Raw genomic sequence first — 16,014 nt, 5'->3', positions numbered from 1 at the left:
CTGATCTCGCAGCAGGTGGCCTACTGGAGCAACGACCTGGCGGGCCTGCCCGACCAGATCGACCTGCCCTCCGACCGGCCGCGCCCGGCCGTGGCCTCCAATGCCGGTGGCGTGCACGAGTTCGCCATCGACGCGGAGCTGCTGGCCGGACTCGAGGCCCTGGCCCGCCAGCACGGCGCCTCGCTGTTCATGGTCGTGCACGCGGCCTTCGCGGCCCTGCTGGCGCGACTGTCCGGCGGCGACGACATCGCCATCGGCACCGCGGTCGCGGGTCGTGGCGAGCAGGTGCTCGACGACGCCATCGGCATGTTCGTCAACACCCTGGTGCTGCGCACCGGCGTCGACTCGGGGGAGAAGTTCACCGAGCTGCTGGCCCGCACCAAGGACAGCGACCTGGCCGCCTTCGGCCACGCCGACCTGCCGTTCGAGCGCCTGGTGGAGATCCTCAACCCGGCCCGCTCGCAGGCCCGGCACCCGCTGTTCCAGGTCATGCTGTCGTTCCAGAACACCGGCGAGGCGACCTTCGCCCTGCCCGGGCTGGAAGTCGCGGGCGTGCCGCTGGACGTGGTCACCGCCAAGTTCGACCTGCACCTCAACATGCGCTCCGCCTCCCCGCGCTTCGAGCGCGCCGACGGCGACGGCATGACCGCCGAATTCGCCTACGCCACCGACATGTTCGACGCGAGCACCATCGCCGGATTCGGTGATCGCCTGGTGCGCCTGCTGTCCGCCGTGGTCGCCGAGCCGACCGCGCTGGTCGGTGACATCGAGCTGCTCGACGCCGCCGAGCGCCGCCAGGTGCTGCGGTCCTGGAACGCCACCGAGTACGACGTCAAGCGCGTCGCCCTGGGCGGCAAGAAGCTCGCCGCCGAGGTCACCCTCGCGTCGATGTTCGAGGACCAGGCCAAGCGGACCCCGAACCTCACCGCCCTGGTGTTCGAGGGGACGAGTCTGACCTACGGCGAGTTCGCCGGCCGTGCCCACCAGCTGGCCCGCCACCTCGTCGCCGAGGGCGTCGGACCGGATTCCTATGTGGCCCTGGGCATGCGGCGCTCCTTCGAGCTGCTGGTCGGCATGTACGCCGTCACCCTCGCCGGTGGCGCCTACGTGCCGCTGGACCCGGACCACCCGGCCGAGCGCAACCAGTACGTGCTGGACACCGCGCAGCCGGTGTGCGTGCTCAGCACCGCGCGTGACGGGTTCGAAACCACCACGCGCACACTGCTGATCGACGAGCTGGACCTGACCGGCTACTCCGACGCCCCGATCACCGACGCCGACCGCATCGCCCCGCTGCGTGGCGACGACGTCGCGTACGTGATCTTCACGTCGGGTTCGACCGGTCGCCCGAAGGGTGTGGCCGTGAGCCATACCGCCATCGTCAACCGCCTGGTCTGGATGCAGACCGAGTACGGCCTGTTCGACGACGACGTGGTGCTGCAGAAGACGCCCGCCACCTTCGACGTGTCGGTGTGGGAGTTCTTCTGGCCCTTGCAGATCGGCGCCTCGCTGGTCATCGCCAAGCCGGACGGCCACCGCGATCCCGGTTACCTGGCCGACCTGATCATCGCCACCGGTGTCACCACCGCGCACTTCGTGCCGTCGATGATGTCGGTGTTCGTGGCCGAGGAGAAGGCCGCCGAATGCACCTCGCTGCACCTGGTGTTCGCCTCCGGTGAGGCGCTGCCCGCGCCGACCGCGCAGAGGCTGCGCGAGCTGACCGGTGCGCGTCTGCACAACCTGTACGGCCCGACCGAGGCGGCCGTCGACGTCACCTACCATGAGGTGGACGACGCCGACACGCTGTCCGTGCCGATCGGCGCGCCGGTCTTCAACACCCGTGTGTACGTGCTGGATTCGCGTCTGCACCCGGTCGCCCCGGGTGTCGCGGGTGAGCTGTACCTCGCGGGCGTCCAGCTGGCGCGCGGCTACGTCGCCCGCCCGGAGCTGACCGCCGACCGCTTCGTCGCGGACCCGTTCCATAACGGCGAGCGCATGTACCGCACCGGCGACCTCGTGAAGTGGACCGGCCGCGGCGAGCTGGAGTACCTGGGCCGCACCGACTTCCAGGTGAAGCTGCGCGGTCTGCGCATCGAGCTCGGCGAGATCGAGGCCGCGCTCACCGCCATCGACTCCATCGCCCAGTCCGTGGTGGTCGTCCGCGCCGACGACCGCCTCGGCGAGCAGCTGGTCGGCTACGTCATCCCCACCGCCGGCCACACCGTCGACCTCGACGCCGTGCGCGCCGAACTGCAGGACGGCCTGCCCGGCTACATGGTCCCGGCCGCCTTCGTGGTGCTGGACGCCTTCCCGCTCAACGCCTCCGGCAAGCTGGATCGCAAGCAGCTGCCCGCGCCGGTGTTCGAGGCCAAGGTCTTCCGCGCGCCGTCCACCCCGATCGAGGAGATCGTGGCGGGCACCTTCTCCGACGTCCTGGGCGTCGGACGGGTCGGCGTCGACGACGACTTCTTCGAACTCGGCGGCAACTCGCTGATCGCCACCCAGGTCACCGCCCGCCTCGGCGCGGCCCTGGACACCCAGCTGGCCGTGCGCGATCTGTTCGAGGCGTCCACCGTCGCGGCGCTGGCCGCGCGGGTGGAGCGCAATGCCGGTTCGGGCCGTCGCCCGAGCCTGGTCGCCGGTGAGCGGCCCGCGCACATGCCGCTGTCGCCCGCGCAGCAGCGCTACTGGTTCCTCAACCAGTTCGACACCACCACCTCGGCGGTCGACAACATTCCGCTGGCGGTCCGCTTCACCGGCGCGCTCGACCTGTACGCCATGAAGCAGGCCATCGGCGATGTGATCGCCCGCCACGAGGTGCTGCGGACCGTGTACCCGCGGTCGGCCGAGGGCCCGCACCAGGTGATCCTGGCCGCCGCGCAGACCGATCTGACACTGGTGCCGGAGCCGGTGACCGAGGCCGAACTGCTCGGCAAGATCATCGAATTCGCCATGACCACCTTCGACGTCACCGTCGAGGTTCCGCTGGCGGTCAAGATGTTCCGGATCACCGACAGTGAGACCACCCAGCATGTGCTGGCGTTCACCGTCCACCACGTCTCCGCCGACGGCTCCTCCATGGGCCCGATGGCGCGCGACATCATGGCCGCCTACGTGGCCCGGGCGAACGGCGACGTCCCGCAGTGGGCTCCGCTGCCGGTGCAGTATGCCGACTACGCGCTGTGGCAGCGCGAGGTGCTCGGCCGCGAGGACGACGCCGAATCGCTGGCCGCCAAGCAGGTCTCGTACTGGACCCGCGCGCTGGCCGGGCTGCCGGACCAGCTGGAGCTGCCCACCGACCGGCCGCGTCCGCCGGCGCAGTCGTTCCACGGCAAGGCGCTGCGCTTCGACATCGACGCCGAACGCCACGCCAAGCTGCACGAGCTGGCCCGCGCCAACAACGCGTCGCTGTTCATGGTCGTGCACGCCGCCCTCGCGGTGCTGCTCGCCCGCCTGTCGGGCACCGACGACATCGCGGTCGGCACCCCGATCGCGGGCCGTGGTGAACGCGAACTCGACGACCTGATCGGCATGTTCGTGAACACCCTGGTGTTCCGCACCCAGGTCGACGGCAACGCGAGTTTCGCCGATCTGCTCTCCGAGGTCCGCGAACGCGACCTGGAGGCCTTCGCCAACGCCGACGTGCCGTTCGAGCGCCTCGTCGAGGTGCTCAACCCGGTCCGCTCCACCGCGCGCAACCCGCTGTTCCAGGTGGGCCTCTCGTTCCAGAACCTGGCCGAGACCGCCTTCGAACTGCCGGGCCTGCACGTGGCCGCGGTCGAATTCGACTCGCAGCTGGCCAAGACCGACCTGCACGTCACCCTCTACGACCGCTACACCGAGGACGGCACCCCCGCCGAGATCCTCACCGAATTCGGTTACGCCACCGACCTGTTCGACGAGGCGACCGTGCGCGCCTTCGCCGACCGGTTCGTGCGGGTGCTGGATGCCATCCTGGCCGACACCGCCGTCCCGGTCGGCGACATCGACCTGCTCGACGACGACGAGAACACCCGAATCCTGCAGCGCTGGAACAACACCGCGCAGGACGTGAACACGGTGTTCGAGGGCGGCTCGGAAGCCACCCTGGTCTCGTTGCTGGATCGCTCGGTGGCCGAGGACCCGAAGGCCGTGGCCATCGTCGCCGACACCGCCGACGACGTGGAGAACCTCACCTACGCCGAACTCGACGCGCGGGTGAACCAGCTGGCGCGTGAGCTCATCGCGCGCGGCATCGGCACCGAAGACCGGGTGGCACTGGCCATCCGTCGGTCCACCGACCTGGTGGTCGCCATGTACGCCGTCGCCAAGGCCGGCGCCGCCTACGTGCCGATCGATCCGGATCAGCCCGCCGAGCGCGTCGGCTACATCCTGGAGACGGCCGCGCCCAAGGCCGTACTCACCACGGCCGCAGTCGGTTTCGAGACCGAACTGGCCGAGGTGCTGCGCATCGACGAGCTGGACCTGAGCGTGCACTCCGCCAAGCCGGTCGCCGACGCCGACCGGGTGCGGATGCTGACCGCCGCGAACACCGCGTACGTCATCTTCACCTCCGGTTCCACCGGCCGACCCAAGGGTGTGGCGCTGCCGCACGGCGCGGTCGTGAACCAGTTGCTCTGGAAGGTCACCGAATTCGGCCTCGACCCGGCCGACGCGGTGCTGCTCAAGACCGCCGCCACCTTCGACCTCTCGGTCTGGGAGTTCTGGTCCGCCGCGGCCTGCGGTGGCCGCCTGGTCATCGCCGCGCCCGACGGGCACAAGGATCCGGCGTACCTGAACGAGCTCATGGCCCGCGAATGGGTCACCACCCTGCACGTGGTGCCGTCCATGCTGGACGCGCTGCTCACCGACGGGCTGCCGGACTCGCTGTGGCGCATCCTGGCCATCGGTGAGGCGCTGCCCGGACCGCTGGCGCAGCGCGTGCTGCGGGAGCGTCCGCGCACCGAGCTGTTCAACCTGTACGGCCCGACCGAGGCCGCGGTGTCCATCACCAACCACCGGGTCACCGAGCGCGACGAGCTGTCGGTGTCCATCGGCTCGCCCGAATGGAACTCCCAGGTGTTCGTGCTGGATTCGCGTCTGCGGCCGGTGCCGGTGGGCGTCTCCGGCGAGCTGTACCTGGCCGGCGCGCAGCTGGCGCGCGGCTACTTCGGCCGCCCCGACCTCACCTCGGACCGCTTCGTCGCGAACCCGTTCGCCGAGAACGGTTCCCGCATGTACCGCACCGGTGACCTGGTGGCCTGGCAGGCGAACGGCGAGCTCGAGTACCGGGGCCGCACCGACTTCCAGGTGAAGATCCGCGGCTTCCGCATCGAGCTCGGCGATATCGAATCCGCGCTGCTGCGCCTGGATTCCATCGCCTCCGCCGCCGTGGTCGCGCACACCGACCCGGTGCTGGGCGACCGCCTGGTGGCCTACGTGGTCGGCGCCGACGGCGATCCGGACAAGCAGGCGCTGCAGTCGGCGCTGGCCGCCGAACTGCCGTCGTACATGATCCCGTCGGTCTTCATGCCGCTGAACGCGTTGCCGCTCAACGCCAACGGCAAGCTGGACCGCAAGGAACTGCCGGAGCCCACCTTCGAGAAGGCGGTCTTCCGCGCCCCCGTCAGCCCGATCGAGCAGATCGTGGCGGGCGTGTTCGCGGAGGTGCTGCGCGTCGAATCCGGCCGTATCGGCCTGGACGACGACTTCTTCCAGTGGGGCGGCAACTCGCTGCTGGCCACCCAGGTCGCCGCGCGCCTCGGCGAGGCGCTCAACACCCGGGTGCCGGTGCGACTGCTGTTCGAGGCGTCCACCGTGGTCGCGCTCGCGGCCCGGGTGGAGCACGACGCCGGGGCCGGCGGCCGCAAGGCGCTGATCGCGGCGCCGCGACCGGAGAACATCCCGCTGTCGCTGGCCCAGCAGCGCATGTGGTTCCTCAACCGCTTCGACACCGCCTCGGCGGCCTACAACGTGCCGGTCGCGGTGCGCCTGTCCGGCGCGCTCGACGAGGACGCGCTGCGGTCGGCCATCGCGGATGTGGTTGCCCGCCACGAGATCCTGCGCACCATCTACCCGCAAACCGAGCAGGGCCCGGTGCAGGTCATCCTGCCGCCGGCACAGGCCGTGCCCGAGCTCGAGGTGCGCACCGTGACCGCCGACGAGGTCGTCGGCGCGGTGGTCGAGCTGACCTCCACCAGCTTCGACGTCACCGTCGAGGTGCCGATCAAGGTGGCGCTGTTCAAGATCGAGGGCGAGGCCCCGGCCCCGGCTCCGGTCGAGTCGGAAGCCGCGGCGCACGCGGCGGCCTACACCTTCGACTTCGCCGACATCGCCCCCACCGGTCAGTTCCGGATCGTGAACCCGGACGCCGCGGCTCCGGCGGAATACGTGCTGGCACTGGTCATCCACCACATCTCGGGTGACGGCTCCTCGGTGGCGCCGCTGACCCGCGACCTGATGACCGCCTACGCGGCGCGCTCGCTCGAGCAGGAGCCGGGCTGGAGCCCGCTCGCGGTGCAGTACGCGGACTACTCCATCTGGCAGCGCGAACTGCTCGGTGACGAGAACGACGCGGACTCGCTGGCCGCCAAGCAGGTCGCCTACTGGCAGCAGGCGCTGGCCGGGCTGCCCGACCAGCTGGACCTCCCGGCCGACCGGCCGCGTCCGGCGGTGCAGTCCTTCGCCGGTGGCAAGATCGACATCCGCATCGACGCCGAATTGCACTCGGGGCTGGTCGATCTGGCCCGCGCCGAGGGCGCGACGCTGTTCATGGTCGTGCACACCGCGCTCGCCGTGCTGCTCGCGCGGCTGTCGGGCTCCAGCGACATCGCCATCGGCACGCCGATGGCCGGTCGTGGCGAGGCCGTCCTCGACGACCTGATCGGCATGTTCGTCAACACCCTGGTGTTCCGCACCGAGGTCGACGGCGGCGAACCGTTCGACGCCCTGCTGGCGCGTCAGCGCGAGACCGACATCCAGGCCTATGCCAATGCGGACGTGCCGTTCGAGCGCCTCGTCGAGGTGCTCAACCCGGCCCGTTCGACCGCGCGGCACCCGCTGTTCCAGGTGGGTCTGTCCTTCCAGAATCTGACCCGCTCCACCCTGGAACTCCCGGGCCTGAGCGTGTCCGGCCTGGACGTGGACACCGAGCTGTCGCAGTTCGACCTGCACCTGATCGTCTCCGACCTGTACGGCGACGACGGCGCGGCCGACGGCATCACCGGCATCCTGACCTACGCGACGGACATCTTCGACCGGGAGACCGTGGTCGGCTTCGCCGATCGCTTCGTGGCCCTGCTGCGCGAGATCGTGGCCGCGCCGCGGATCGTGGTCGGCGAGATCGAGATCCTGGCCGCCGCCGAGCGGGCCGAGATCCTGGACCGGCGCAATGACACCGCGCACCAGGTGGATTCGACCGCCACGCTGGCGTCGATGCTGACCGCGACGGTGGCCGCCAAGCCGACCGCCATCGCCCTCATCGGCCCCGACGGCGAGACGCTCACCTACGCCGAACTCGGCGCGCGGGTCAACGGCCTGGCCCGCCACCTGATCTCGATCGGTGTCGGCCCGGAGGCGCGGGTCGCGCTGGCGCTGCGGCGCTCGGTCGACCTGGTGGTGGCCATGTACGCGGTCTCGGTCGCCGGTGGCGCGTACGTGCCGGTCGACCCCGACCAGCCCGCCGAGCGGACCGGGTACATCCTGGAGACCGCCGCGCCGGTGTGCGTGCTGACCAACGCGTCCGCGGAGTTCTCGACCGACGTCGCGCCGCTGGTGCGAATGGATGAGCTCGCGCCCGCCGCGAAGCTCGGCCCGATCACCGACGCCGACCGAGTCGCCCCGCTGCGTCCGGACCACACCGCCTACGTCATCTTCACGTCCGGTTCGACCGGCCGCCCGAAGGGCGTGGCGCTGCCGCACGCGGCCATCGCCAACCAGTTGCAGTGGAAGGGTGCGGAATTCGGGCTCGGCCCGGACGACGCGGTGCTGCTCAAGACCGCCGCCACCTTCGACCTCTCGGTCTGGGAGTTCTGGTCGGCCGCCGTCACCGGTGGCCGCCTGGTGATCGCCGCCGCCGACGGCCACCGCGATCCGGCGTACCTGAACGAGCTGATGGCGCGCGAGCGGGTCACCACCCTGCACGTGGTGCCGTCCATGCTCGACGCGCTGCTCACCGCGGGCGACGGCACCATGAACGCCGCGCTGCGCCGGGTGCTGGCCATCGGTGAGGCGCTGCCCGCCGCGGTGGCCCAGCGCTTCCGCGCCTTGAACCGGCAAAGTCGACTGTTCAACCTGTACGGCCCGACCGAGGCCGCGGTGTCCATCACCAGCCACCAGGTCACCGACGCCGACAAGGGCTCGGTGTCGATCGGTGCGCCGGAATGGAACTCGCGGGTCTACGTGCTCGACGCGCGCCTGAACCCGGTGCCCGACGGCGTGTCCGGTGAGCTCTACCTCGCCGGCACCCAGCTGGCCCGCGGCTACTTCGCGCGACCGGACCTGACCGCGGATCGCTTCGTGGCCAACCCGTTCGCCGTCGGCGAGCGCATGTACCGCACCGGTGACCTCGTCGCCTGGTCGGACAACGGCGAGCTGGAGTACCGGGGCCGCACCGACTTCCAGGTGAAGATCCGCGGCTTCCGTATCGAGCTCGGCGAGATCGAGGCCGCGCTGCTGGCGCTGCCCGAGATCGCGCAGACCGCGGTGCTGGCCAAGCAGGACGCCAAGACCGGTGACCGCCTGGTCGCCTACCTGGTGCCGTCCGGCTCGGGTGTGGATGTGCCGCTGGTGAAGTCGGCGCTGTCGGCGGGTCTGCCGTCGTACATGGTGCCGTCGGCCTTCGTGGTGCTCGACGCCCTGCCGCTCAATGTGAACGGCAAGCTGGACCGGAAGGCGTTGCCGGAGCCCGAGTTCGAGACCACCGCCTTCCGCGCGCCGTCCACCCCGATCGAGGAGATCGTGGCGGGCGTCATCGCCGAGGTGCTCGGTATCGAGCGGGTCGGCGCGGACGACGACTTCTTCGCCCTCGGCGGCAACTCGCTGCTCGCCACCCAGGTCGCCGCGCGCATCGGCGCGGCCCTGGACGCGCGGGTGCCGGTGCGCGCCGTGTTCGAGGCGTCGACCGTCGCCGGGCTGGCCGCCAAGGTCGAGCAGCATGCCGGAGCGGGAGATCGCAAGGCGCTCACCGCCGGACCGCGTCCGGAGACCGTGCCGCTGTCGCTGGCGCAGCAGCGCATGTGGTTCCTCAACCAGTTCGACACCGCGTCGGCCGCGTACAACGTGCCCGTCGCCGTGCGCCTCACCGGCGCGCTGGATGTGGACGCGCTGCGCGAGGCCGTGTCCGACGTGATCGGCCGCCACGAGACGCTGCGCACCATCTACCCGCAGGTCGACGGCGCTGCCGCACAGGTGATCGTGACCGCCGCGCAGGCGATGCCGGATCTGCGTCCGGTCACCGTCACGGCCGAATCGGTGACCGAGCGGATCGCCGCACTCGTCACCACCGGCTTCGACGTGACCACCGAAGTTCCGTTGCACGCCAAGCTGTTCCGCGTCGAGGACGCGCCCGCTGAGTCGATCGACGGCACCGCCGTCGTCGAGCACGTGCTCGTCTTCGTCACCCACCACATCGCCGCCGACGGCTGGTCCATGGGCCCGCTCACCCGCGACGTCATGGTGGCCTACGCCGCCCGCGCCGCCGGCGTGCAGCCCGGCTGGGCCCCGCTGCCGGTGCAGTACGCGGACTTCTCGATCTGGCAGCGCGAGGTGCTCGGCTCCGAGGACGACGCGACCAGCCTGGTCTCCGCGCAGGCCGAGTTCTGGCGCGCCGCGCTGGCCGACCTGCCCGACGAGCTGAACCTGCCCTCGGATCGCCCGCGCCCCACCGCGCAGTCCTTCCGCGGCGGCCGGGTGCTGTTCCCGATCTCCAACGACCTGCACCGCGGCCTGCAGCAGATCGCGCGCACCAACAACGCGACCATGTTCATGGTCGTGCACACCGCCCTCGCGGTGTTCCTGGCGCGCCTGTCCGGCACCACCGACATCGCCATCGGCGCGCCCATCGCGGGCCGTGGCGAAGCCGAGCTGGACGATCTGATCGGCATGTTCGTCAACACCCTGGTGCTGCGCACCGAGGTGAACGGACAGACCGGCTTCACCGAGCTGCTCGCCGCCAACAAGGACAGCGACCTGGCGGCGTTCGCGCACGCCGACATTCCGTTCGAGCGGCTCGTCGAGCTGCTCAACCCGGAACGCTCCACCGCGCGGCACCCGCTGTTCCAGGTGGCGCTGTCGTTCGAGAACCTGCCCGGCGGCTCCTTCGAGCTGCCCGGCCTGAAGGCCGCCGCGGTCGACTTCGAGAACGAGATCGCCAAGTTCGACCTCATGCTCACCCTGACCGAGGCCCCGGCCGACGCGGACGCGGGCATGTACGCCGAATTCGGTTACGCCCGTGACCTGTTCGACCAGGAGACCGTCGAGGGCTTCGCGGCGCGGTTCGTCCGGCTGCTCACCGAGATCGTCTCCGCGCCGCGCCAGGCCGTCGGCGATCTGGAGATCCTGGCCGCCGACGAGCGCGCGGATCTGATCACCCGCACCGGCGGACCGGCGATCGCGCCGCGCACGCTGCCCGAGCTGCTGGCCGACGCCGTCGCCAACAACCCGGTCGGCGAGGCCGTCGCCTTCGACGGCCAGGCCCTGGGCTACGCCGAACTCGACGCGGCCTCCTCGCGTCTGGCGCGGGTGCTCATCGAGCGCGGTGCCGGACCGGAAACCCGTGTCGCCGTGGCCATCCGGCGCTCCTTCGAATCGGTGCTGGCCATCTGGGCCGTCGCAAAGTCGGGCGCGGCGTTCGTGCCGGTCGACCCGTCCTACCCGGCGGACCGCATCGCGCACATGGTGAACGACTCCGGCGCGGTGCTGGGTCTGACCATCGACGCCGAACTCGAGGGGCTGCCGCCGGTCGCCAGCCTGGCGGGCTGGATCTCGCTCGACGATCCGATGGTGCACGCCGAGATCGCCTCGCATTCGGCCGAACCCGTCACCGACGCCGAGCGGTGGGGCGTGGTCCGGCCCGAGCACGTCGCGTACGTGATCTACACCTCCGGCACCACGGGCATGCCCAAGGGCGTCGTGGTGACGCACGCCGGTCTGGCCAACTTCGCCACCGAGCAGATCGTGCGCTACCACCTCGACTCCGGTTCGCGCGCACTGCACTTCGCGTCGCCGTCGTTCGACGCGTCGGTGCTGGAGTACCTGCTCGCCATCGGCGCGGGCGGCACCCTCGTGGTGGTCCCGCCGGGCGTCTACGGCGGCGAGGAGCTCGCCGAGGTGATCAAGCGCGAGCGGGCCACGCACGCGTTCATCACCCCGGCCGCGCTCGCCACCCTGGATCCGAAGGGTCTGGACTCGCTGCGCGTCCTGGTCGCCGGTGGTGAAGCCGTTCCGGCCGATCTGGTGGAGAAGTGGGCGATTCCGTTGGAGAACCGCACGATTCGTGCGTTCCACAACGGTTACGGCCCCACCGAGACCACGATCATGACCAACATCAGCGACGCGCTGACGCCGGGCGAACTGGTCACCATCGGTGGTCCGATCCGCGGCATGCAGGCCCTGATCCTGGACTCGCGGCTGCGGCCGGTGCCGGTGGGCGTCGCGGGTGAGCTGTACCTGTCGGGTATCCAGCTCTCGCGTGGCTACCACGACCGCCCGGGCCTGAGCGCCGAGCGGTTCGTCGCCAACCCGTTCGTGGCGGGCGAGCGCATGTACCGCTCCGGCGACGTGGTCCGCTGGACCCCGGACGGCCTGGTCGAATACGTGGGCCGCAACGACTTCCAGGTGAAGGTGCGTGGTTTCCGCATCGAGCTCGGTGAGATCGACGCGGCGCTGGCCTCGCACGAGACAGTCGACTTCGCGGTCACCGTGGGTCACAAGACCGAGGCGGGGGCCACCATCCTGGCGGCCTACGTGCTCCCGGTCGCGGGCCGCAGCATCGACATTCCGGCGCTGACCGAGCACGTCTCGGGCCGCCTGCCGGAATACATGGTGCCGACCGCGATCACGATTCTGGACGCCATCCCGCTGACCCCGGTCGGCAAGCTGGATCGCCGGGCGCTGCCCGAGCCGGTGTTCACCGCGCGCGACTTCCGCGCTCCGGTCACCGAACTCGAGGCCACGCTCGCCGAGGTCTTCGCCGACGTGCTCGGTGTGGAGCAGGTGGGTGCGGACGATTCGTTCTTCGCCCTCGGCGGTGACTCGATCCTGTCCATCCAGCTGGTCTCGCGGGCCAAGGCGCGCGGCATCAAGTTCTCGCCGCGCGATGTGTTCGAGCAGCGGACCGTCGCCGGACTGGCCGAGGTGGCCACGCTGGGCGACGACACCGCGCAGGAGAAGCTGGCCGAACTGCCCGGCGGCGGAGTCGGCGACATCCCGCTGACGCCGATCATGCACGCCATCCTGTCGAGCGGTTCGTCCTACGACCGGTTCTCGCAGACCATGCCGCTGCGCCTGCCGGACGGCATCACCCGGCCGGTGCTCGTCGGGGCCATCTCGGCCCTGTTCGACCACCACGACGTGCTGCGCTCGCGCCTGAACGGAAACGCCTCGGACGGCTTCGAATTCGAGGCGCTGCCGAAGGGCGCCGTCGACGTCGACGCGCTCGTGCACCGGGTCGAGCTGGCCGCGGACATCTCCGACGAGGAGCTGACCCGCGTCGGCAGCGTCGAATTCGACGCCGCCCTGGGCCGACTGGATCCGGCGAACGCCGCCATGGTGCAGTTCGTCTGGTTCGCCTTCGCCCCCGAGGGTTCCGACGAGGCTCGCGTCCGCCGCGACGTGCTGCTCATCGTCGCGCACCACATGGTGGTGGACGGCGTCTCCTGGCGCATCCTGATCCCGGACCTGGGTCTGGCCTGGTCGCAGGTGGCCTTCGAGCAGCCGATCGCGCTGCCCGAGACCGGCACCTCGCTGCGCCGCTGGGCGCACGCCCTGGTCGAGGAATCACGCAGCGAGGCGCGGGTCGCGGAACTGCCGTTCTGGCAGCGGGTCACCGAGACCCCGGACCCGCAGCTGGGTTCGCGGGCCTTCGACCCGACCGTCGACACCTTCGACACCGTCGAACGGATCGAGGTCAGCGTTCCGGCCGAGGTCACCGACGCCGTGCTCACCGCCGTCCCCGGCCTGTACCGCGGCGGCGTGAACGACGGCCTGCTCTCGGCGCTGGCCATGGCGGTCGCGCGCTGGCGCGGGGAGACCACCGGCGGATCGGCGCTGATCAAGCTCGAGGGCCACGGTCGTGAAGAGGAGATCGTTCCGGGCGCGGATCTCTCGCGCACGGTCGGCTGGTTCACCGCGGCCTTCCCGGTCCGCCTGGACCTGAACGGCGCCAACCTCGACGAGGCGTTCGCGGGCGGAAACGCCCTGGGCGACATCGTGAAATCGGTCAAGGAACAGCTGCTCGCCATGCCCGACAAGGGTCTGGGCTGGGGTCTGCTGCGGCACCTCAACCCCGACACCGCCCCGCAGCTGCGGGACGTCGGCCAGATCAGCTTCAACTACCTGGGCCGCATGTCCGCGGGCGAAGCGCCCGAGGGCATGGCCGAGATCGGCTGGGTGCCGGTCGACGACCTGGGTCGCCTCGACGGCGACATGGACGCCGACATGCCCGCCAACGCCACCCTCGACATCAACGCCATCGTCACCGACGGCGAGGACGGCCCGCAGCTGGGCGCGGCCTTCTCCTACCCGCGCGGCCTCCTGGAGCGCGAGCGGGTGCAGGAGTTCGCCGACCTGTTCGTGGCGGCGCTGACCGCGCTGGCCGAACACGCGAATCGGCCGGAGGCGGGCGGTCTCACGCCGTCCGACCTGCCGCTGGTCCGGGTCGCGCAGTCCGACATCGAAGTCTGGGAACGGAACTACCCGGCCCTGGGCGACGTGTGGCCGCTCTCGCCGCTGCAGTCCGGTCTGCTGTTCCACGCGCTGCTCACCCAGAACACGGTGGACGTCTACACCATTCAGACCGTGCTCGACCTGAGCGGTGTGGTGGACGTGGACCGTTTGAAGGTGGCCGCGCAGGCCATCCTCGACCGGTACCCGAGCCTGCGGACCGCGTTCGTCACCGACGCCGACGGCCAGGCCCACCAGGTCGTGCTGGATCGCGTGGAAGCGCCGTTCCAGGTCATCGACCTGACGGATCTGCCCGAGGCCGAACGCAATCCGCGCATGCGGGAGATGATCGAGGCCGATCGCGCCGATCACTTCGATCTGTCCGCGGCTCCGCTCATGCGGTTCAACGTGTTCCGGATCAGCGGCGACCTGGTGCACCTGGTCATCACCACCCACCACATCCTGGTGGACGGCTGGTCCATGCCGCTGCTCATGCAGGACCTGCTGGTGCTGTACGCGGTGCGCGGCGACGCGTCGGTGCTGCCGCGGGTGCCGTCGTTCCGCAACTACCTGGCCTGGCTGGCCGGACGGAACCGGGACGAGTCGATCGAGGCGTGGAAGCGCGCCCTGGCCGGGGTCAGCGAGCCCACCCAGCTCGCGCCGGCCGCGACCCGCGACGAGAACTACGAGATCGGCCGCTACACCGTCGACATCGACGCCGAACGGACCCGCGCGCTCACCAAGCGCGCCGGGGAACTCAACGTCACGCTGAACACGCTGATCCAGACCTCCTGGGCGGTGCTGATCGGCCGGCTCACCGGGCGCAGCGACGTGGTGTTCGGCGCCACCGTCTCCGGCCGCCCCGGCGACCTGCCGGGCGTGGAAGCCATGGTGGGTCTGTTCATCAACACGGTGCCGGTGCGCATCCGGGTCGATGACCGCCTGACCATCGGCGGGCTGCTGCAGCGCGTCCAGAGCGATCAGGCCGACCTGCTCGAGCACCACCACATCGGGCTCACCGAGATCCTGCAATTGGCCGGCGCCGGAGCGGAATTCGACACCATGATGGCGTTCGAGTCCTACCCGGTGGACAAGGACGCGATCGCGGCCGCCAGCTCCATCGACGGCATGTCGGTCAGTGGTGTCGGTATCAACGACAACACCCACTACCCGATGAGCCTGGTCATCATGGCGGGCGAGACCATCGACATCTCCATGCGCTACCTGGGCAGCCGGTTCACCGCCGACGAGGTCGTCATCCTCGCCGCGCGCTTCAACCGGATCCTGGACGCGCTGGTCGGCGATGCCGACGGCCTGGTCGGCGACATCGACATCCTCGATGCCGGCGAACGTGCCCGCATCCTCGCCGAAAGCGCCGTCACCCCGGCCGATTCCGCGGCCGACGCGGCGCGGGTGGGCACGGCGACCGTGGCCAACGTGCTGGCCGAGGTCGTCGAGGAGGACCCGCAGGCGCCCGCCCTGCTGTCCGGTGGCGAGGAGATCGCGTACCACGTCCTGGACCGCCGCAGCTCCCAGTTGGCGCGTCTGCTCATCGAACGCGGCGCGGGCCCCGGCGACATCGTCGCCGTCGCCCTCCCGCACTCGGTCGACGCGGTCGTGGCGGTCTGGGCCATCCAGAAGGCCGGTGCCGCGGCACTGTTCGCCGACACCCTCTCCTTCGGCGACATCCTCGCCGCCGGAGCCGGTTTCGGCATCGCCCTGGAACCCGCCGCCAGCTCGGTCCGCTGGCTGGTCCCCTCGGACCCCAAGGTCCAGGCCGACCTGACCGCCCGCCCGGCGCACCCGGTCTCCTACAGCGACCGGGTCCGCCCGCTGTCCGAAACCGACCCGGCCTTCATCTACCGCAACGCCGACAACTGGGCCACCCTCACCCAGTCCGAGGCCCTCGACCGCGCGGCCACCCTGCGCGGCGACCACGAGATCGACTACGAGTCGACCACGTACACCACCGCCTCCACCGGCACCGCGGCCATCGACGAGTTCCTGTCGTCCTCGACCGCGGGCGCGCTCTCCGTCCTCCCCACCGGCGACATCCCCGCCGACCTGGAGGACGGCGAGGTGACCCACTGGTTCACCACCGAGGCCGACCCGGCGGGCGACGCGGGCGACGAAATCCGCGTCATCCCCAGCTAG

At 70.7% G+C, this 16,014-nt stretch carries 1 protein-coding gene (running past one end of the window); it reads left to right on the top strand.

Translation table 11 applies throughout. From position 1 onward, the window contains the following. Positions 1 to 16,014: the final stretch of a non-ribosomal peptide synthase/polyketide synthase gene (locus ACQP06_RS31950; protein ID WP_433668584.1), read on the top strand. 28,074 nt of this gene lie to the left of the window's left edge; only the last 16,014 of its 44,088 coding nucleotides appear in the window; its start codon lies off the left edge, out of view; its stop codon occupies positions 16,012 to 16,014.

Origin of the sequence: Nocardia sp. CA-136227 (assembly GCF_050955695.1) — a bacterium.
In the GTDB taxonomy this organism is placed as follows: Bacteria; Actinomycetota; Actinomycetes; order Mycobacteriales; family Mycobacteriaceae; genus Nocardia.
This window is presented reverse-complemented; position numbering and strand designations above follow the sequence as displayed.